At 67.8% G+C, this 18,716-nt stretch carries 19 protein-coding genes; 3 read left to right on the top strand and 16 right to left on the bottom strand.

Translation table 11 applies throughout. The features are described 5' to 3' along the window. Window positions 1–2: 2 nt before the first annotated feature. Together QZ853_RS02755 and QZ853_RS02750 are read right to left on the bottom strand one after the other, a co-directional pair. Complete coding sequence (locus tag QZ853_RS02755) at window positions 3–410, bottom strand: RNA-binding S4 domain-containing protein (protein ID WP_295570536.1); 408 nt, start codon at window positions 408–410, stop codon at window positions 3–5. A 9-nt stretch (window positions 411–419) separates the two neighbouring features. Further along, window positions 420–659: a hypothetical protein gene (locus QZ853_RS02750; protein WP_295570535.1), complete on the bottom strand. Its 240-nt coding sequence runs from the start codon at window positions 657–659 to the stop codon at window positions 420–422. A gap of 62 nt (window positions 660–721) precedes the next feature. On the opposite strand from QZ853_RS02750, the gene QZ853_RS02745 reads away from it, so the two are divergent. After that, on the top strand, window positions 722–2,194 hold the full coding sequence (locus QZ853_RS02745) for an MATE family efflux transporter (protein ID WP_295570534.1): 1,473 nt from the start codon (window positions 722–724) through the stop codon (window positions 2,192–2,194). A 19-nt stretch (window positions 2,195–2,213) separates the two neighbouring features. Here QZ853_RS02745 and QZ853_RS02740 read toward each other — a convergent pair whose 3' ends face one another. The 10 genes from QZ853_RS02740 to ffh all read right to left on the bottom strand — a co-directional run bounded on the left by QZ853_RS02740 (window position 2,214) and on the right by ffh (window position 9,230). Then, window positions 2,214–2,621: a DUF1801 domain-containing protein gene (locus QZ853_RS02740; protein WP_295570533.1), complete on the bottom strand. Its 408-nt coding sequence runs from the start codon at window positions 2,619–2,621 to the stop codon at window positions 2,214–2,216. Window positions 2,622–2,659: 38 nt separating this feature from the next. Next, a complete protein-coding gene (locus QZ853_RS02735; protein ID WP_295570532.1) occupies window positions 2,660–3,094 on the bottom strand; it encodes a DUF1801 domain-containing protein in 435 nt (144 codons plus the stop codon). A gap of 34 nt (window positions 3,095–3,128) precedes the next feature. Next, complete coding sequence (locus QZ853_RS02730; protein ID WP_295570531.1) at window positions 3,129–3,554, bottom strand: DUF6404 family protein; 426 nt, start codon at window positions 3,552–3,554, stop codon at window positions 3,129–3,131. 82 nt (window positions 3,555–3,636) lie between these two features. Beyond that, window positions 3,637–4,038 carry a 50S ribosomal protein L19 gene (gene rplS, locus QZ853_RS02725; RefSeq protein WP_005415736.1) on the bottom strand — a complete coding sequence of 134 codons (402 nt, stop codon included), beginning with the start codon at window positions 4,036–4,038 and terminating at the stop codon, window positions 3,637–3,639. Between the two features lie 154 nt (window positions 4,039–4,192). After that, the gene (gene trmD / locus QZ853_RS02720) at window positions 4,193–4,951 is read right to left on the bottom strand and encodes a tRNA (guanosine(37)-N1)-methyltransferase TrmD (RefSeq protein WP_295570530.1); all 759 of its coding nucleotides are present in this window, start codon (window positions 4,949–4,951) and stop codon (window positions 4,193–4,195) included. A gap of 8 nt (window positions 4,952–4,959) precedes the next feature. Then, entirely contained in the window at window positions 4,960–5,472 is a 513-nt protein-coding gene (rimM, locus tag QZ853_RS02715; protein WP_295570529.1) for a ribosome maturation factor RimM, read from the bottom strand. A gap of 45 nt (window positions 5,473–5,517) precedes the next feature. After that, window positions 5,518–5,778: a 30S ribosomal protein S16 gene (gene rpsP / locus QZ853_RS02710; RefSeq protein ID WP_042612633.1), complete on the bottom strand. Its 261-nt coding sequence runs from the start codon at window positions 5,776–5,778 to the stop codon at window positions 5,518–5,520. A gap of 98 nt (window positions 5,779–5,876) precedes the next feature. Further along, complete coding sequence (locus QZ853_RS02705; protein ID WP_295570528.1) at window positions 5,877–6,689, bottom strand: aminotransferase class IV family protein; 813 nt, start codon at window positions 6,687–6,689, stop codon at window positions 5,877–5,879. Further along, on the bottom strand, window positions 6,686–7,762 hold the full coding sequence (locus QZ853_RS02700) for a nitronate monooxygenase (RefSeq protein ID WP_295570526.1): 1,077 nt from the start codon (window positions 7,760–7,762) through the stop codon (window positions 6,686–6,688). The genes QZ853_RS02705 and QZ853_RS02700 overlap by 4 nt, the downstream gene beginning before the upstream one ends. Before the next feature lie 91 nt (window positions 7,763–7,853). After that, complete coding sequence (gene ffh / locus QZ853_RS02695) at window positions 7,854–9,230, bottom strand: signal recognition particle protein (protein ID WP_005408591.1); 1,377 nt, start codon at window positions 9,228–9,230, stop codon at window positions 7,854–7,856. A 120-nt stretch (window positions 9,231–9,350) separates the two neighbouring features. Between ffh and ccsA the strand changes: the two genes are divergently transcribed. Beyond that, window positions 9,351–10,145: a cytochrome c biogenesis protein CcsA gene (gene ccsA / locus QZ853_RS02690; protein ID WP_295570524.1), complete on the top strand. Its 795-nt coding sequence runs from the start codon at window positions 9,351–9,353 to the stop codon at window positions 10,143–10,145. A gap of 40 nt (window positions 10,146–10,185) precedes the next feature. Here ccsA and QZ853_RS02685 read toward each other — a convergent pair whose 3' ends face one another. The 4 genes from QZ853_RS02685 to radA form a co-directional block, all read right to left on the bottom strand. Then, a complete protein-coding gene (locus QZ853_RS02685) occupies window positions 10,186–10,644 on the bottom strand; it encodes a hypothetical protein (protein ID WP_295570522.1) in 459 nt (152 codons plus the stop codon). A gap of 61 nt (window positions 10,645–10,705) precedes the next feature. Next, the gene (locus QZ853_RS02680; RefSeq protein WP_295570520.1) at window positions 10,706–13,012 is read right to left on the bottom strand and encodes a tetratricopeptide repeat protein; all 2,307 of its coding nucleotides are present in this window, start codon (window positions 13,010–13,012) and stop codon (window positions 10,706–10,708) included. A 48-nt stretch (window positions 13,013–13,060) separates the two neighbouring features. Next, complete coding sequence (locus QZ853_RS02675; RefSeq protein WP_295570518.1) at window positions 13,061–14,917, bottom strand: ATP-binding protein; 1,857 nt, start codon at window positions 14,915–14,917, stop codon at window positions 13,061–13,063. 137 nt (window positions 14,918–15,054) lie between these two features. Continuing rightward, a complete protein-coding gene (radA, locus tag QZ853_RS02670) occupies window positions 15,055–16,431 on the bottom strand; it encodes a DNA repair protein RadA (RefSeq protein WP_014646395.1) in 1,377 nt (458 codons plus the stop codon). Between the two features lie 151 nt (window positions 16,432–16,582). Here radA and QZ853_RS02665 point away from each other — a divergent pair, with 151 nt between their 5' ends. Beyond that, entirely contained in the window at window positions 16,583–18,640 is a 2,058-nt protein-coding gene (locus QZ853_RS02665) for an EAL domain-containing protein (protein ID WP_295570517.1), read from the top strand. Window positions 18,641–18,716: the final 76 nt, after the last annotated feature.

The raw sequence follows: 18,716 nt of genomic DNA, 5'->3' as shown, positions 1-18,716 counted from the left end.
CGTCAAAGCGCGTCCAGGTCGCCCAGCGCGCGGATCAACCGCCGCGCACGCTTGTCCGGCTTGTGCTCCGGTGGCTGGAAGCCGTCGCGTGCGGCGATGCGCAGTGCACGCCGCTCGGCACGGCGCGCCTTCGAGGTCTCGCTCTCGGCATAGAGCTGCTGCGCCACCGGTGCCGGTCCGCGCTGATCGCTCAGGCCCAGCACCTGGATCTCAAAATGCTCCTCGCCACGCTCCACCTGCAGCTGCTCACCCACGCGCACCGCGCGCGAGGATTTCGGGCGCTGCCCAGCCACGCTGACCTTGCCGGTCTCGATGGCCTGCTTGGCCAGGCTGCGGGTCTTGAAGAAACGGGCCGCCCACAGCCAGATGTCCAGGCGGACACTGGGCGACAGCGCGGAAAGCTCATGCATCGTTGCGCACTACTCCGGTGGCTTGTTAAGGGGACGCGGATTGTCAGGGTCGGTCCGGCAGCCGGTGCCGCCGATCAGGGTCGGCACACCTGCGGACAGATCCTGGCGCTGGCTGCCGACCAGGCACTCGGGGCGGTCGGTCGGTCGCACCTGGGTATCGCCCAGCCGGTCACCTGTCGAACATGCGGCCAGTGCGGCGCCGATCAAGGCCAACGCCAGAGCCCGCGTCACCTGCAGTCGTTGATGCATTGCCACACCCCGCAAACCGGCTTGGTGCTAGTGTGCGCCTCCCGGGATTCGATCACCACTCCATGGCCAAGGCGCCGCTTGACCTGACCTCCGGCCCGATCGGCCGCAATCTGCTGTTGTTTTCGCTGCCGATCCTGGCCGGCAACATCGCGCAGTCGCTGAACGGCTCGGTGAATGCGGTGTGGGTGGGGCGCTTCCTCGGCGAGGCCGCACTGACCGCGACCGCGAACGCCAACAACATCATGTTCTTCCTGATCGGCTCGGTGTTCGGCTTCGGCATGGCCTCCACCATCCTGATCGGCCAAGCGATCGGCGCGCGGGACATCGCCCAGGCACGGCGCGTGGTCGGTACAAGCGCCACCTTCTTCATCGGCCTGTCGGTGATCATCGCCGTCGCCGGCTGGTTCATGGCGCACCCCCTGCTGGCGGCGATGGGCACCCCGGCCGCCTCGCTGCCGTTGGCCGAGGCCTACCTGCGGATCATCTTCCTGGCGATGCCGGCGTTGTATGCGTTCGCCTTCCTCACCGCCGCCCTGCGCGGTGCCGGCGATTCGCGCACGCCGTTCCGCTTCCTGCTGGTGTCGGTGGCACTGGACATCGTGCTGAACCCGGTGCTGATCTTCGGCATGGGCCCGTTCCCGTCGCTGGGCATTGCCGGCTCGGCCTGGGCCACCCTGGTCGCGCAGACGCTGTCGCTGGCCGGCCTGCTGCTGTACATGCGCTACAAGCGCCATACCCTGTGGCTGGGGCGAGCCGACATGCGCCTGTTCAAGCTCGACCTGACCATCCTCAAGGCACTGGTGCTCAAGGGCGTGCCGATGGGCCTGCAGATGGTGCTGATTTCGTTGTCGGTGATCCTGCTGATGACCATGGTCAACCAGTACGGCACGGCTACCGGCGCGGGCTACGGCGCCTCGCTGCAGCTGTGGAACTACCTGCAAATGCCGGCGATGGCGATCGGTGCGGCGTGTTCGTCGATGGCGGCGCAGAATGTCGGCGCGCAGCGCTGGGACCGCGTGCGTGGCACCGCGCGACAGGGCGTGCTGTTCAACTTCCTGCTGACCGGCGCGCTGATCCTGCCGCTGGTGGTATTCGACCGCCAGTTGCTGGCGCTGTTCCTGCCGCCGGCCAGCCAGGCGCTGGACATCGCCCGCCACCTGAACCACGTGGTGATCGGCTCGTTCCTGTTCTTCGGCGTCAGCTTCGTGATTTCCGGCGTGGTGCGCTCCACCGGTGCGGTGATTCCGCCGCTGCTGATCCTGGCGGGTTCGCTGTGGGGCGTACGCGTGCCGTTCGCCGAACTGCTGCAGCCGTACTGGGGCGCCGATGCGATCTGGTGGAGTTTCCCGGTCAGCTCGTTCGTGTCGATGCTGCTGTCGCTGGCGTATTACCGCTGGGGCGGATGGCGCAAGGCGAAGATGATCAACAAACCGTCGCACGCCGAGGAGCTGGCCACGCCGTCGGAGATTCCGGCCTGCCCGCCATCGCCGGTTGCGGACCCGGATGCGGCGCTGGAGTCAGCCCCGCCACGGTAGAGCCGACCACTGGCCGGCTCTACCGCTTCTTCTTCGCCGCGTTGTGCTTGGCGGCCGCGCGCACCAGCGCCTTGAAGGCCGTGACGTTCGGCATCGCACCCTCGTGAATATCGATCGCGCGCCGCGTACTGCCCTCCAGGCTGGCGTTGAACAGCCCTTTCGGATCGGCCAGCGCCGCGCCGTTGGCGAAGGTCAGCTTCACGGCCTGCTTGTAGGTTTCGCCGGTGCACAGGATGCCGTTGTGCTCCCAGACCGGCGTGCCGCGCCATTTCCAGGTTTCCTGCACATCCGGCAGCGCCTCATGGATCAACGCGCGTATGCGAGCCAGCGTTTCGCCGCGCCAGTCGCCCAGCTCGGCGATGCGGGCATCGATCAGGCCGGCGGCCGCTGTACCGGCATCGGCAGGGTTGGGTGCATGCGTGGCCATCGGGTGCTCTCGTCGGGAAGGAATCGGAACAGCGGGGCTCACATGCGCTCGCCGGGCAGCGCGGCGGCCTGGCGCACCCAGTCGAGGAACCGCGCTTCGTCCAGCACGCCCTCCTGCGCGATATGCAGGTAGCGGGTATCGGCGCTCTTCGAGGGTTGAGGGGGCACCGGGGTGAGTGCGGCACCTCGAAAGAACGCCACCTTGATGTAGCTGGTGAAGCAATGGAAGCTGAGGAACCAGCCTTCGCCCGGGGCGACCGCATACATCGGCGAATTCCACTTCACGGCCTTGTGCACGCCCGGTACGGCGTGTTCGATCAGCGCATCCAGCTGTTCGCCGATCGGACGTTTCCAGCCAGGCATGGCAGCAATGTAGGCCTGCACCGTAGCATTGCCCTCGCCCTTGGCGATCTGCGGGTTGCCGCCGGACAGCAGCGTGGGTGCAGCGGAGAGTGCGGTTCGCTTGGCAGGCATCGCACTGCACCTCCATCGGGATGATACCGGCAGCCTAGCGCGACGCGCGCCTGTCGGTCACGGCGCGGTGCGCCATCGGCTCAGTCCGCCAGCCCGCGCGGAACTGGCGCCACTCGGGCAGCTTGCGGTGTCGACGCAGCGCGCGCATCAGGGCCGCCATCACCACGCCGAACAGCGCACCGGCCAACAGCCCCGCCACCAGCAGCAACGCCAGCGGGCGTTCACTGCCCTGCCACAGCATCAGCCACATCAGCGCGGTCCAGAACACCCCGAACAGCAGGCCCTGGACCAGCGCATTGATGCCGAAGCCGGCAAGGATCGGGGGCGGCAGGGCAATGCCCAGGCGCCAGAGCAGGCGGTGCAACAGCGGCGCCGACTGCACGCGCGCCAGCCCCTTGCCGTCGAGGAAGCGCAGCGCCGACTGGATCACAGCCGGATAGCGCGGGTTGATGTCGTTCATCAGCTGATCGTGGCCGATGCGATGCCGGAAACGCAAACGGCCACCCGAAGGTGGCCGTCGCGGCAACAACCGAAGTTGTTTATCAGGCCTTGTCGGCCAGACGGGCAGCCTTGGCGGCAGCGGCGGCAGCCAGGTCTTCCTTGATGCGGGCAGCCTTGCCTTCCAGGCCACGCAGGTAGTACAGCTTGCCGGCGCGGACCTTACCACGACGCTTCACTTCGACCGAGTCGATGATGGCGCTGTGGGTCTGGAACACGCGCTCGACGCCGTAGCCGTGCGAGATCTTGCGGACGGTGAACGAGGAGTTCAGGCCGGCGTTCTTGGTGGCGATGACAACGCCTTCGTAGGCCTGCACGCGCTCGCGGCTGCCTTCCTTCACCTTCACGTTGACGACAACGGTGTCGCCCTGGCTGAACTTCGGCAGTTCACGGGTGATCTGGGCGGATTCGAATTCCGCGACGATGGACTTGTTCAGCTTGCTCATGGGTTACACCGATTCTTGTTCGGGTGGGCGTGTCGTCTCGACAACGTAGGCTCATGCAGTCACCGGACTGTGCTGCACGTTTGTTGTGGGTACTGCGCGCGCCGGCCGGGGCTGGCGGTAATTGGCCATGATAGCCGATAAAGCCAGCCCTGCGCTAGGGGCTGGCCTTCTGTTTCCGGGCCTGGCGGCCCTGGTCCAGCAGCTTGCGGTCAGCTTTGCCCAGCGCCTGTTCATCCAGCAGGTCCGGGCGCCGTTCGGCGGTACGGACCAGCGACTGCTGGCGGCGCCAGGCCGCGATGGCCGCATGGTTACCCGAGCGCAGCACGTCCGGCACGTCACCCAGCGGGTGCTGGGCCGGCTGGCTGTAGTGCGGGCAGTCGAGAAGGCCGAGTTCACCCTCGAAGCTGTCCTGCGCCGCCGATTCGGCGTCGTTCAGGGCACCGTCCTGCAGGCGGGCCACGGCGTCGATGATCACCGCCGCGCCGAGCTCGCCACCGGACAACACGTAGTCACCGAGGGAAATCTCCTCGTCGACGTTGGCCTCCAGGAAACGCTCGTCGATGCCTTCGTAACGGCCGCAGAGCAGGACCATGCGCGGCAGCGCCGCCAGTTCCCGCACCTTGGCCTGGGTCAACGGCGCCCCCTGCGGGCTCAGGTAGATCACCCGCGCCGGGGTCGGGTCGGCGTTGCGGATCGCCTGCAGGCAGGCCTGCAGCGGCTCGATCAGCATCACCATGCCCGGGCCACCGCCGAACGGACGGTCGTCCACCCGGCGATAGTTGCCTTCGGCGTAATCACGGGGGTTCCAGCCATGCAGGCTGAACAGACCCTTCTCCTGCGCGCGCCCGACCACGCCCAATCCAGCAGACTGGGCGAGGAACTCGGGGAACAGGGTGATGACGTCGAAACGCATGCTCACACTCAGAACTCGGGATCCCAGTCGACCACGATCAGGTTGGCCTCGAAATCGACCGACGTGACGAAGTCCGGCTGCACGAACGGGATCATCCGCTCGCGATCACCGCGCACAACCACGACATCGTTGGCGCCGGTGCTGAACAGGTGCGAGACCTGGCCCAGGGCAACGCCCTCGGTGGTCTTCACATCCAGGCCTTCCAGGTCCACCCAGTAGTACTCGTCCGGCTTCGGCGGCGGCAGCGCACTGCGGGCCACGTACACCTCGGTGCCATGCATCGCTTCGACCGTGTCGCGATCTTCGATACCCGGGAAACGGGCCACCAGATGCTTGCCGGTATCCCGGCCACGAGCGCCTTCAAGCTTGGACTCCTGCCCGCTGGGGCTGCGCAGGATCCAAGGCTGGTAACGGAAAATGGCGGAACGCGGCTCGGTCCAGGACTCGAGCTTTATTTCGCCGCGCACACCAAAAGCGCCGACAATCCTGCCCAGCAGGATGCGGCGCTCGTTATCTTTCATCTGCGTTCAATCAGATGGGCCGCACCAGGGTGCGGCCCGTCAGGATCAGGCCGCAGCGGCCTGGGACTTGCTCGCTTCCTTGATCAGGTTGCGAACCTTGTCGGTCGGCTGGGCGCCGTTCTTGACCCAATGGTCAACGCGGGCCAGGTCCAGCTCGATGCGCTTCTCGCCACCCTGTGCAACCGGGTTGTAGAAGCCGACGCGCTCGATGTTGCGGCCGTCGCGCGCGCTGCGCACGTCGGTGACGATGATGTGGTAGAACGGACGCTTCTTGGCGCCGCCGCGGGTCAGTCGAATCTTGACCATGGTGTTTTTCCTATTGCCCAGTCGCCAGGATGGCGAGGTAAGCGGGCGATTATAGCGGCAGAGCCTGGCCGAGCCAACCCCAGGCACCTACCCCGGGGTCAGATCCCTTTTGCAGGGCAACAGGGATCTGACCCCAATGCCTGCCACGGCACACCCGCCAGCACCGCCCTGCCCTGTTCAGCCAGGGCCAGGGAATCCGGCAGGGCATGCCCGTCGATGGCCTCCAGCGCCCACAGGCCGCTGGCATTGCAGGCGAAGGCAGCCTTCACCGTGGCCAATGCCGCGCGCGGCAGCGGCCGGGTGACCTGCGGGCCGGGCCAATGCTGCTTCAGCAGGCTCTCGGCAGTGCCGCGCAGCGCGGGCGCGCGCGGCCAGAGCAGCTGATGACCGTCGTGCACGGCCAGGTTCCAGGTCGTGCCCTCGCTGATGCAGTCGTCGCTGCCGACCAGCAGGGCATCGTCGAAGCCCCCGCCCATCGCTGCGCGACGCTCGGCAAACAGGCCGAAAGTGCCGACGTGCTTGATCTGCGGCAGCTCACGCTGCCACACCACGCTACGCACCCGCTTCGGTGCGACCAGCGCCACCGGTGCGGACACTGCCACAAGAACGTCCACCGGCACCGTCGCCAACGGAGTGCGGAAATCGAAGCGGCGCGAGTACACCGTCACCCGCAGCGAGGCATCGGCCAGGCCTGACTGCTGCAGCGCCTGCGCCATCCAGCCCTGAACCTGCGCCGCGTCCAGTTCGCTGCCGAACAGTTCGCGCGTGGCCCACGACAGCCGCGCCAGATGCAGGTCCAGTCCCTGCACGGCGTGGCCGCGCACCTGCAGCGAGGTGAAGTGGCCATAGTTGACCAGTGCAGGCAGCAGATCCTCCACCTGCGCTGGTTGGCCGTTGCAGGTCAGCGTCATTGCAGCAGTGCCTGCGCCTGTTCCCACATGCCGCGCAACACGTCAGCGGCCGGCTGTGCCGGGGCCATCCACGCCGACTGCCCGGCCCAGGCCTGCATCGCCGCCAGGCGGTTTTCCTGCGCGGCCTGCCTGCGCATCGGCGCGGTCAGGCCGCGCTGCACCGGATACGGGCGTGGCGCCGGTGCGCCTTCTGCAGCGGCAGCGCGCACATAGGGGGTCGCCAGGCCACGGCCCAGGCGACCACTGAAGGCACGAGTCGGCCAGGTATCTTCCGGTTCGCTGGCGGCCAGCCCATCAGCCCACGCCGAAGCGATCGCTGCTTCGGGCGTGCGCAGGAAAGCAGTGCCGATCTGCACGGCGCTGGCCCCCAAGGTGAGTGCGGCAGCAATGCCACGGCCGTCGGCGATACCGCCGGCAGCGATCACCGGAATCTGCAGGTGATCGGCCAGGCGCGGCAACAACGCAAACAGGCCGACCAGCTGACGCTCGGCCATCGCCGGATCGAATGCACCGCGATGGCCACCGGCCTCTGCGCCCTGCGCCACCACCGCGTCTGCACCGGCGTCCTGTGCCGCGCGCGCTTCGGACAATGTGGTCGCACAGGCAATCCAGGCAATACCGGCATCCTTCAACTGCTGCACGTGGCGCGGCAGCAGCACGCCCATGATGGTCGAGGCCACCGCCGGGCGCGCGGCCAGCAGCGCGGCGAACTGGTCTTCGAAATCGGCGGGCATGGCGTCGGCAGCGCTGGCCGGCACGTCCGGGCCCCACTGTGCAAGGAAGGCGCGGCTGGCGGCTTCAGCGGCGACATCACGGGTCGGCGCCGGATCCGGCACCCACAGGTTCACCTGTGCGGGGCCCGTCGAGGCAGCGCGGAAGTCATCCATCCAGTGGCCGATATCGGCCGATGAAGACAGCACTGCGCCCATCGCCCCCATGCTGCCGGCATTGGCCAGGGCAGCCGACAGCGGCACCGGGCAGGCGCCGGCCATCGGGGCCAGCAGGATCGGAAGCTGCAATGAAAAGCGCCGACAGAAGGTGTCGGCGCGTTCAAGGATCGCCGATGCGTTCACGCAACATACCTGCGGCAGAAGTCACCACCCAGCATACGCCAGTCATTGTGACCAGGGCCGGATCGCACTGCGCGCCGCCCCCGTCGCTGCATCAACGGAACGGCATGCCGCGGCCGCCCATGGCCCCCATCATGCCCTTCATGCTGCGCAGCATGCCCTTCATGCCGCCGCCGGCCATCTTGCTCATCATTTTTTCCATCTGCATGTACTGCTTCATCAGCTTGTTGACGTCGGCCGGGGTCACGCCCGAACCCTTGGCGATGCGCGCGCGGCGCGAGCCATTCAGCAGGTTAGGGTTGCGCCGCTCCTTCTTGGTCATCGAGCTGATGATGGCGATCATGCGCGGCACTTCCTTGCCCTGGCTGACCTGCTGCTTCAGATGGTCGGGGATGTTGCCCAGGCCCGGCAGCTTGTCCATCAGGCCGCCAATGCCGCCCATGTTCTGCATCTGTTCCAGCTGGTCACGCATGTCGTTCAGGTCGAACTTCTTGCCCTTGGCGACCTTCTCGGCCAGCTTCGCCGCCTTGTCCTTGTCGACCTGCTGCTCGACCTGCTCGACCAGCGACAGCACGTCGCCCATGTCGAGGATGCGGCTGGCGATACGGTCCGGGTGGAACACGTCCAGGCCTTCCGGCTTTTCGCTGACACCGACGAACTTGATCGGCTTGCCGGTGATGTAGCGCACGCTCAGCGCGGCACCGCCACGGGCGTCACCGTCGGTCTTGGTCAGCACCACGCCGGTCAGCGGCAACGCGTCGCCGAAGGCCTTGGCAGTATTGGCCGCGTCCTGGCCGGTCATGGCGTCGACCACGAACAGGGTTTCGGCCGGGTTCACTGCCGCGTGCAGGGCCTTGATCTCGGCCATCATCGCTTCGTCAATGGCCAGGCGGCCGGCGGTATCGACCAGCAGCACGTCCACGAACGACTTGCGCGCATCGTCGATGGCGGCGCGGACGATGGCTTCCGGCTTCTGGTCGGCGCTGGACGGGAAGAACAGCACGCCGACCTGTTCAGCCAGGGTCTTCAGCTGCTCGATCGCGGCCGGACGGTAGACGTCGGCCGACACCACCATCACCTTCTTCTTGCGCTTTTCCTTCAGGTGCTTGGCCAGTTTGCCCACCGTGGTGGTCTTGCCGGCGCCCTGCAGGCCCGCCATCAGGATGATGGCCGGGGCGGGAACATTGAGGTTCAGGTCGCTGGCTTCGGCACCCATCACCGCGGTCAGCTCGTCGCGCACGACCTTGATCAGGGCCTGGCCCGGGGTCAGCGACTTCAGCACCTCCTGGCCGACCGCACGCACCTTGATGCGCTCGATCAGGGCCTGCACCACCGGCAGCGCGACGTCCGCTTCGAGCAGCGCGATGCGGACCTCACGGGTCGCCTCGCGGATGTTCTCCTCGGTCAGGCGGCCACGGCCACGCAGGCGCTCGATGGTGCCGGAAAGGCGCTGGGTCAGGGACTCGAACATGCGGCGCAACCTGTCTGAAAGCGGGGGACAATAAGGCACACAGTATAACGGTTCGACCCTCCCCCCGGCTGCGACGCTGCGGCCATCGCCACCATCGCGGGGGTATGCGAAACTGCAACGATGACAATCGTTCTCATCGCCGTCCTGCTCTACCTCGCCGCCAGCGCCCTGCTGGTGCGCGCGCTCGGCCGCGATGGAACCTCTGGCGCGCCGACCTGGCTGTGGCCGGCGCTGCCGGCGATGCTGCTGCACGGCGGCTACCACGTGATGGTGGCGATGCGTACCAACGGCGGGCCGGACATGCACTTCTTCGCCGCCCTGTCGCTGGTCGGCCTGGGCATGGCCTGGCTGACCTCGCTGGTCGGCGCGCGCGGGCGAATGTCGGCCCTGGGCGTGGTGGTGTTTCCGCTGGCCGCGGCGCTGCTGCTGGCGTACCACGGCTACGGGCATGAACCGAGCAAGGTGCTGGGCTGGCGCTTGGCCACCCATGCGTGGCTTGCGCTGCTGGCCTACGCCACGCTGAGCATCGCCGCACTGCTGGCGATCATGCTGTGGTTGCAGGAGCGCGCGCTGCGCCGCCGCGAGTTCGGCCCGTGGCTGCGCGCGCTGCCGCCGCTGGCCGACCTGGAATCACTGCTGTTCCGCGTGATCACTGTGGGTTTCGCACTGCTGACCCTGACCCTGGTCACCGGCGTGCTGTTCGTCGATGACCTGCTGGCGCAGAAACTGGTGCACAAGACCGTGCTGAGCGTGCTGTCGTGGCTGGTGTTCGGCGTGCTGCTGTTCGGCCGCCGGCGCTATGGCTGGCGCGGGGTGAAGGCAGTGCACTGGACGCTGACCGCGATGGTGTTGCTGTTGCTGGCGTTCTTCGGCAGCCAGTTCGTGATTGAACTGGTCTTCGGGCATTCGCGATAGGCAGTGTGCCGACCCACTGTCGGCACCTACCGGCGCCAGGTCAAGGCTGGGCCAGGATCTTCCGCACCGAACGGCCGCTGTTGGTGAGGATGTCATCGACCTGCCAGCAGCCCTGCCGCTGGCGCACCATCGGCAGGCGGGTCACGTAGGCCTTCTTCCATACCGAATAGCGCATCTCGACCTGGCCGGCGGTGGCCGAAGTCTCTTTCCAGCTGTAACGCACCGGGGTTTCGATGTCGCCGTCCTGCGCATCCAGCCACGGATCGGAATCGATCGTGCAGATGCCCTCTTCGCGCTGCTGGCAGGCGCGCTCATCGCGCAGCGCCTTGCCGAAGTCAGGGCTGACCAGTGTGGCCGGCGGCTCCAGCAGATCACCGTTGCCGGTCGTCGCCTCGTAGAAGGCGCGGGCTACAGCCGTGGGTTCCTGGCAAGCCGGTGACGCCTGCACGGCAGGAGCCAGCAGCAGCCCGGCGACCACGAACATCCCTGTCTTTCGCATGGTTCTCTCCTTGAGGTCGGGACGCCGGGCAAGGCCCGGCGAGTGCGCAACGCAGTGAAGCCTACAGCCCGTACCGCTCGATCACGTCCAAATGCGGCTGCCGATCCTGGTCGCAGGCCTCGGCCAGCCGCAGCCAGCAGTGCGGGTGCGGCCACGTCGCGGTTTCCTGCTGCAGGAAGCGGTGCAGCGCCAGCGGCGCATGATCCTGTGGCTGGGCGACCGTGAACAGCAGGCCCGGCAGGGTACCCTCCTCCGCATCCGGATCGGTGACGGTGTAGTCCGGGCGGCTGTGCGACCACACCTTCCAACCCTGTGCTTCGGCCGCCTCGACGAAGGCGTCCCAGGCCGCTTCGCCAGGGTGCGCGCCATCGATCATCCAGCTGCGGGCGAAGCCGCCGCGCTCCAGCACATGCACCCGCGCATAGGTCGGGATGAAATGCTCGCGCGCTTCCTCCTCCTCCGGAGCCGGATGCACCAGCGCGGCATCGAACACCACCCAGTCGCCCACCTGCTGCGCGCGGTTGGCCGGTGCGTTCTCGACGATGCGCGCGGTCACCGGCCCACTGCGGCGAGCGTAGTACTCCATCGGTTCGCCATTCTCTTCGCTGCGGATGATCACCCAGCCCCACGGCTCCTCGACCACACCGTCCTGGCTGGACAGCTCCATGCCGATCGCTGCTGCCGAGCGACGCACCGCGTCCCAATCGCGCGCCGCGCTGGCCGCGCTCATGTGGTCCCAGTGCGCGGCGCTCGGCTCTTCCAGCATCTCCACCAGCTGCGCGTAGCAGGCCTGCGCCTCGCTGAAGCGACCGCTGTCCATGTACATGCGCGCCAGCGTGCCACGCGCGCCGTGCGAGCCCGGCGAGAGTTGCAGCAACGCCTGCGCGGACCGCTCCAGCGCCGGCCAGTCGGACACGCGGCGAGCGCGCTGCACCTCGCACCAATATGCGAACACCGGCACGCTGTCGCGATAGGTGTCGGCCAGCTGCTGCAGGCCGTCGTCATCGCCGTGCTCGGTCAGCCAGCGCATCAGCGTGTAGGCGGCCGGGCCATCGCTCTGCGCATGCGTGCGCACGAATCGCCACAGCAACGCGCGCGCCTCGGCCTGCGCACCGCAGGCACTCAAGGCCGAGGCGGCCATCTCGGCCAGCGCTTCGTCGTCGGGCTGCTCCGCATGTGCGTGCAACAGCCACTGCGCCTCGCGCTCCGGATCACGCGACTGGCTCTGCTCGCCCTGCGCGTCCAGCCAGGCCAGTAGTTCGGCCGCCGGCACCGGCAGCGGCGCGACCTCCGGCAATGCCTCGATGCGTGCGGCCAGCCCGGCCACCAGCGCAGCTGCACCGCGGTCCTGGCGCAGCTGCGCCAGATGGGTACGGGCCAGTTCCAGCTGGCGCTGCGCCACCCAGCGCGCGCCACGCTGCAGGGCAAGCTCCAGGCTCAGTGCCGCCACCTCGATCAGCAGGCGGTGCGAACCGACCCGGGCGAAGTGCTCGATGATGGTGTTGAAGCGGGTGCCCAGATCCCACGTGTTGCGCGACGGGTCACGCTGGCACAGCGCAGCGGCGGTGTTCGCCCACAACCGCCAATAGGTCGGGGTCAGCTCGCTCCATGGCACCAGCTGCTGCAGCGCTTCTTCGTCGCGGCCCAGCTGGGCCAGCGCCCAGGCCTTGGACAGGCGACGCGGTACCGTGCAGTTGGCCGGTTCGTACTCACCGGACGCGGCCACCTCGGCCTCACGCTTCTCGATCAGCACCAAGGCTTCTTCGGCACGTCCCATGCCCAGCAGGATCTTGATCTGCATTTCCGGGAAGCTGTCGAACACCTCCTTGCCGCACGCCTCGATCGCATCGGACTGCGCCTGCAGATACTCCAGCGCGTCCTGGCCGCGGCCATCATCAAGCAGGGCATCGGCCTTTTCGCAGCTCAGGCACTGGAAGCAGGCCCAGCTCGGGTCGATGCGGCCCAGTGTCTCGTCGCAGACATCGATGCGCTCCGGCACCCAGCCCGGGCCATCGATGTTGCCGTAGCAGGCGGCCAGGTCCTGGGTCACGCAGATCGACTGCGGGCACTCCAGGGTGTCGTCGCGATGCGCACGTTCAAACAGGGCGACCGCCTCGCCGAGCGCACTCTCGCCTTCCACACGATTGCCGACACGGTTGCGCAGCGCCCAGTGGCCGACGTAAACGTCGACCCAGGGGTTGTCCAGCGCCTTGCCCAGCGCGCGCGCCTCGGGCAGCAGTGCATCGACACGGTCGACGCGCAGTTCACTGACCTCGTCGGCGAGGCGATTGAGCAGGTCCGCGTTCTGCGCCTGGCCGGCCTGGCGCAGGTCTCCCTGCAGTTTTTCGACCCAGTTCCAGATGTCCATGGGGTAAGTACTCCTGTCTAGCGAAGGCTGGATGAGAGGGCGCGGTGCTCAGCGCAGCATCTGCTGCAAGGCACCGGCGATATCGGAGAAGGCGCCGTTGAGATCCGGGCCGGGCGTGGCCACCGCGCGTGCCAGCGGACGGCCCTGCGCAGCAACGATGATCTTCAGCGAACGCAGCAGGCGCGCCGCGGCCTCGGCCTGCGGATGGCCCTCGCGCTGGGCGCGCAGCAGGGCCTGCACCGCCGGGTTGTCGAGGTTGAGGTAGAGCCGCGACGGCGCGCGGGATTCGATGCGCGCGGTGAACTGCCGAGCCAGGCGCAGCGCCGCCATCGACACCCGCTTGTCGTTCTCATCGTCTTCCAGGCGCTGCTTCAGTTCGGCCTCGCGATCGGGCACGACCACCACCGGCAACGCCTCGGGGCTGAAGCGTGCCGGCAACAACTGTTCGCCGTCGCCCAGCTGCCCGCGCAGCCAGGCCAGCTGGGTTTCGTCGAGGCTGTCGTCGCTGCGGAACAGCGCGCGGTTGCCCTGCTCGGTGCCCAGCTCGACCAGGCGCAGCCCCTTGGCCTGCGCCCAGCGCCGCAGGAACGGCACCACCGCGTAGCGATGGCCATGCGCAACCGGCACGCCCATGGCGCGGAACAGCATCTCCTCGAAGCCGCCGCCATTGTCGAGGATTACGTGCACCGCGCCGCGGGCCGGCAGCGCGCTGGCCGGCAGGTCGCCCTGCGAGGTCGGCACGCGCACATGCTCCATCAGCAGGTCGAACAGGCGGTCATCGCACAGCGCCGCGCCCAGCAGCGCCTCATTGTGGCGGGTCAGAACCCGTCGCCAGGCTTCCGGCTGCTGCCGCGCGACGTCGGCCAGGCCGTCGATCAGCGCTTCCAGCAAGGCATGCTGCACGGCGCGGTAGTGATCATCGCGCTGCAGGTCCTCGCGGCTGGCCGTGGGTGTCAGCCGGGAGGATTCGATCACCCCGCCGATGAAACCGGCCCACGGCGGCAACAGGTCGCGTGCGTCATCGTCGAGCAGCATCCCGCGCACGAATACCGACAGGTTGCGGTTGTCGCTGGTGCCATAGGTCGCTCCGTCCTGCACCCACAGCATGCCAGTGGCATCACTGCTGCCATCGGCGCGCAACGGCACGGTGACGATCGGTTCGAAATCACGTTCGAAGCGCGCGGCGAACTGCAGGGCCTGGCGCCGCGCCTGCACCGGATGCAGGGCCACATCACCCTGGCCGCGCCACGGCGGCGGTTCCGGGTTGAGCGCCTCGGCCGCGCCACCGATGAAGATCGGCTCGGACAGCAGCGCGCAGTAGCGGCCCAGCACCTCGTGCAGGCGCGCCTCGTTGGCCAACGGCAGGAAGTCCGGATGCAGCTCCAGTTCCACCTCGGTGCCGACCGCACGCGCCGGGACCTCGCTGACCGTGTACTGCTCGGCGTTGCTGGACACGTACAGGTGGCCCAGCTGCGGCGCCTGGTAGGAGGTGGTACGCACGCTGACCTTGCGCGCCAGCACGAAGGCCGACAGGAACCCGAGGCCGAACATGCCGATCAGGCCTTCGTCATCCTCGCCGCCCTGGCGCAGGCCGCGGGTATAGCCGACGCCGACGGTGGCCAGGTAGTCATGGATTTCCTGGCGGGTCAGGCCGGCGCCGGTATCGGTGATGCGTAGCACGCCGGCAGCGGCATCGACGTGCACCGAAATGCGCGAAGGCACCTCGCCCCCGGACTGTTCGATGCGACGGCGGATGATTGAATCATGCGCGTTCTGCACCAGTTCACGCAGCGCCACCATGGGGGTGGAATACAGGTGCTTGCCCAGCACCGTCATCAGTCCGTTGAGATCGACCCCGGCACGACGGATTTCGGCGGCGGGGGCGGTGAGCGCGGTGTCCTGCATGTAATCGTTTACTCCTGGGCACGGAAAGACGCCAGAGGGCGCCTTCGTCGAGCGGGAAAAACTAGCACAGTGAAGCTGACCGTTACTGCATTGGAACGTGCAGAGCCGAGCATGGGCTCGGCTCTACGGTACCGGCATCACGCCGCGTCGATGGCCTCGGACAGGCGCTCCACTGCGATCACTTCCATGCCCTTCACCGAGCCACCCTTGGGGGCATTGGCCTTGGGTACAATGGCGCGCTTGAAGCCGTGGGTGGCCGCCTCGCGCAGGCGGTCTTCGCCATTGGGCACCGGGCGGATCTCGCCGGACAGGCCGACTTCGCCGAAAGCAATCGTCTTCTCCGCCAGCGGGCGGTCCTGCAACGAGGACAGTACGGCCAGCAGTACCGGCAGATCGGCGGCCGTCTCCTGCACACGGATGCCACCCACCACATTGACGAACACGTCCTGGTCGCCGACCAGCACGCCGCCGTGACGATGCAGCACCGCCAGCAGCATGGCCAGCCGGTTCTGTTCCAGGCCAACCGCGACACGGCGCGGATTCGACAGCGGCGAGGCATCCACCAGCGCCTGCACCTCGACCAGCAGCGGCCGGGTGCCTTCGCGGGTGACCATCACGCAACTGCCTGGCTGGTGGGTGCTGCCGCCGGACAGGAAGATCGCCGAAGGGTTGGAGACCTCTTTCAGGCCCTTGTCGCCCATCGCGAACACGCCCAGTTCGTTGACCGCGCCGAAGCGGTTCTTGAACGCACGCAACAGGCGGAAACGGCTGCCGCTCTCACCCTCGAAGTACAACACCGCATCGACCATGTGCTCGAGCACGCGCGGGCCGGCGATGCCGCCCTCCTTGGTGACGTGACCGACCAGGAACACCGCGGTGCCGGTCTCCTTGGCGAAGCGCACCAGCCGCGCAGCGCTCTCGCGCACTTGGCTGACCGAACCCGGCGCGGCGGTCAGGCTCTCGGTCCACAGGGTCTGCACCGAGTCAGCCACGATCAGCCGCGGGCCAGCCTTGGAAGCGTGCTGCAGGATCGACTCGACCCCGGTCTCGGCCAGGGCGTTGACGCCATCCAGCGGCAGTTCCAGCCGGTGCGCGCGGCCGGCCACCTGGGCCAGCGATTCCTCACCGGTGACATACAGCACCGGCAGCTCGGCGGCCATCTTCGCCACCGCCTGCAGCAGCAGGGTCGACTTGCCGATGCCCGGATCGCCACCGACCAGCACTACCGCACCTTCGACCAGGCCACCGCCGAGCACGCGATCAAACTCACCGATACCGGTACTGACCCGGCGGTGCTCGGTCTGCTCCACGTCCTTCAGCGCGGTGATCTTCGGCGGATCGATCTTGCCGGCCCAGCCGGCCCGGCGCGACGCCGGCGCCTTGGCCGCCGCCGCGCTCTCCAGCACGATTTCCGACAGCGAGTTCCAGGCGTTGCACTCGGTGCACTGGCCCTGCCACTTGCTGAATTCGGCGCCGCATTCATTGCAGACGTAGGCGGTGCGGGCTTTTGCCATCGGATGATTTCCAGCAACGGGAACAGGCGTGGCAGGATAGCCGAGCCGGGTCGCAGGTGCTGCGACCACTCAAGTCCTGCCCACCTGCGCCGATAGGGGTCGCGGGCGTGCGCCTTGCGGGCGCCCCTTCCTCCCCCCCACTGGATTCAACATGACTGGCAGTTACAGTCAGAGCCTGGTCATCATCTCCCTGCTGGTGGCCATTCTTGCTTCGTACACGGCGCTGGACATGGCCGGACGCCTGGCCACGGCCGAGGGGCGCGTGGCCCGCTGGTGGCTGGCCGGGGGCGCGGCGGCAATGGGCCTGGGCATCTGGTCGATGCACTTCATCGGCATGCTGGCCTTCGACCTGCCGATCCCGGTCGGCTACGACCTCGGCATCACCCTGTACTCGCTGGCAGTCTCGATTGGCGCTTCTGCCTACGCGCTGTGGCTGGTGTCCCGCCCCAGCCTGCCCTGGCGCCGGCTGCTGGCCGGCGCCGTACTGATGGGGCTGGGCATCGCCACCATGCACTACCTGGGCATGGCGGCGATGCGCATGCAGCCGGGCATCGACTATCACCCGGGCTGGTTCGCCGCTTCGATTGCGGTGGCCATCGGTACCGCCGGTGCCGCCCTGTGGATCGCCTTCCGCCTGCGCACCGAGCAGCGCAACACGCTGCTGCTGCGCGCCCTCGCCTCGCTGGTGATGGGCTTGGCCATCGTCGGCATGCATTACACCGGCATGGCCGCCGCGCGCTTCCCGGCCGGCAGCATCTGTGGCGCGGTCGGCAGCGGCGGCATCGATACGCGCTGGCTGGCGGTCCTGGTGATCGTCACCACCGTGGCGACGCTGGGCATCGCGCTGGTGGCGTCGCTGTTCGACCGGCAGATGCGTGTGCGCACCAGCCTGCTGGCTGACTCGCTGGCGCAGGCCAACAACAAGCTGATCCAGGCCGCCCTGCACGACCCTCTGACCCAGCTGCCCAACCGGATGCTGCTGCAGGACCGTATCGAACAGGCCATCGAGAAGGCGCGGCGGCGGCATCATGCGGTCGCGGTGATGTTCTGCGACCTGGACGGCTTCAAGGCGGTCAACGACGCCTACGGCCACCAGTTCGGCGACCGCCTGCTGGTGGCCGTGGCCCAGCGCATCGGCGGGCTGCTGCGCCCGCAGGACACCTTTGCGCGGCTGGGCGGCGACGAGTTCGTGATCGTGCTGGCCATCGACACCCCGGATGACGCGGTGGTCGTTGCCGAGCGCATCATCGCCGCTGCCGGCGAGCCTTTCACGCTGGACGCAGCCGAACTGCAGGTCAGTGCCAGCCTCGGCATCGCCCTGTATCCGGATGACGCCAGCAACGAGCGCGAGCTGATGGCACATGCCGATGCGGCGATGTACCACACCAAGGACACCGGGCGGAACGGCTACACCTTCTTCACCGCATCGATGCAGCTCAGCGCCAATCGGCAGCTGCGGCTGCTGCAGGACCTGCGCAAGGCCATCACCCGCAACGAGCTGATCCTGCACTACCAGCCCAAGTTCCCGGCCGCGGACGCACCGGCCACCGGCGCCGAGGCCCTGCTGCGCTGGCAGCATCCGGAGCTGGGGCTGCTGGCACCGGATGTCTTCATTCCCATCGCCGAGCGCAGCGGCCTGATCCTGCCGATCGGTGACTGGGTACTGGACCAGGCCTGCGCGCAGCTGCGGGCATGGCACGATGCCGGGCATGCGGAATGGACAATGGCGGTGAACCTGTCGCCGCTGCAGTTCGCCTCGCCGGCGCTGCTGCACAGCGTACGCGAGGTGCTGCGTCGGCACCGGATCGAACCGGCGCGGCTGACCCTGGAGATCACCGAGACCACGGCGATGAAGGACGTCGATGCCAGCCTCGCGATCCTCAACGACCTGACCGCGATGGGCGTGCACATCGCCATCGACGATTTCGGCACCGGCTATTCGAGCCTGTTGTACCTGAAGCGGATGCCGGCGACCGAACTGAAGATCGACCGCGCGTTCGTGCGCGATCTGGAATGCAATGACGAGGACGCCGCCATCGTGTCGTCGATCATTGCTTTGGGCCGCACCCTGCAGCTGCAGGTGGTGGCCGAAGGCGTGGAGACGCAGGCGCAGCGCGAGTACCTGAGCGAACTGGGGTGTGACCAGCTGCAGGGCTACCACCTGGGCCGGCCAATGGAAGCCGGAGAGTTCCTGCGCCGGGTGGGATGAGGTTTGCGTTGAGGCCGGATCCCTTGCCCAAGGCAAGGGCTCTGACCCCATCCATGCATGGCGTGGATCTACCGGT

This window comes from uncultured Stenotrophomonas sp. (assembly GCF_913778665.1).
Taxonomy (GTDB): domain Bacteria; phylum Pseudomonadota; class Gammaproteobacteria; order Xanthomonadales; family Xanthomonadaceae; genus Stenotrophomonas.
The sequence above is the reverse complement of the archived record's forward strand: the minus strand, read 5'-3'. Positions and strand labels throughout refer to the sequence as shown.

Bases quoted from the DNA above. Each gene is read 5' to 3' on its own strand.
- QZ853_RS02665 (WP_295570517.1), top strand. From the start codon at position 16,583: ATGACTGGCAGTTACAGTCAGAGCCTGGTCATCATCTCCCTGCTGGTG.
- QZ853_RS02755 (WP_295570536.1), bottom strand. From the start codon at position 410: ATGCATGAGCTTTCCGCGCTGTCGCCCAGTGTCCGCCTGGACATCTGG.
- QZ853_RS02735 (WP_295570532.1), bottom strand. From the start codon at position 3,094: ATGCCTGCCAAGCGAACCGCACTCTCCGCTGCACCCACGCTGCTGTCC.
- rpsP (WP_042612633.1), bottom strand. From the start codon at position 5,778: ATGGTCAAGATTCGACTGACCCGCGGCGGCGCCAAGAAGCGTCCGTTC.
- QZ853_RS02730 (WP_295570531.1), bottom strand. From the start codon at position 3,554: ATGAACGACATCAACCCGCGCTATCCGGCTGTGATCCAGTCGGCGCTG.
- QZ853_RS02680 (WP_295570520.1), bottom strand. From the start codon at position 13,012: ATGGACATCTGGAACTGGGTCGAAAAACTGCAGGGAGACCTGCGCCAG.
- QZ853_RS02705 (WP_295570528.1), bottom strand. From the start codon at position 6,689: ATGACGCTGACCTGCAACGGCCAACCAGCGCAGGTGGAGGATCTGCTG.
- trmD (WP_295570530.1), bottom strand. From the start codon at position 4,951: ATGCGTTTCGACGTCATCACCCTGTTCCCCGAGTTCCTCGCCCAGTCT.
- QZ853_RS02675 (WP_295570518.1), bottom strand. From the start codon at position 14,917: ATGCAGGACACCGCGCTCACCGCCCCCGCCGCCGAAATCCGTCGTGCC.
- rimM (WP_295570529.1), bottom strand. From the start codon at position 5,472: ATGAAAGATAACGAGCGCCGCATCCTGCTGGGCAGGATTGTCGGCGCT.
- rplS (WP_005415736.1), bottom strand. From the start codon at position 4,038: ATGAGCAAGCTGAACAAGTCCATCGTCGCGGAATTCGAATCCGCCCAG.
- ccsA (WP_295570524.1), top strand. From the start codon at position 9,351: ATGACAATCGTTCTCATCGCCGTCCTGCTCTACCTCGCCGCCAGCGCC.
- radA (WP_014646395.1), bottom strand. From the start codon at position 16,431: ATGGCAAAAGCCCGCACCGCCTACGTCTGCAATGAATGCGGCGCCGAA.
- QZ853_RS02750 (WP_295570535.1), bottom strand. From the start codon at position 659: ATGCATCAACGACTGCAGGTGACGCGGGCTCTGGCGTTGGCCTTGATC.
- QZ853_RS02740 (WP_295570533.1), bottom strand. From the start codon at position 2,621: ATGGCCACGCATGCACCCAACCCTGCCGATGCCGGTACAGCGGCCGCC.
- ffh (WP_005408591.1), bottom strand. From the start codon at position 9,230: ATGTTCGAGTCCCTGACCCAGCGCCTTTCCGGCACCATCGAGCGCCTG.
- QZ853_RS02745 (WP_295570534.1), top strand. From the start codon at position 722: ATGGCCAAGGCGCCGCTTGACCTGACCTCCGGCCCGATCGGCCGCAAT.
- QZ853_RS02685 (WP_295570522.1), bottom strand. From the start codon at position 10,644: ATGCGAAAGACAGGGATGTTCGTGGTCGCCGGGCTGCTGCTGGCTCCT.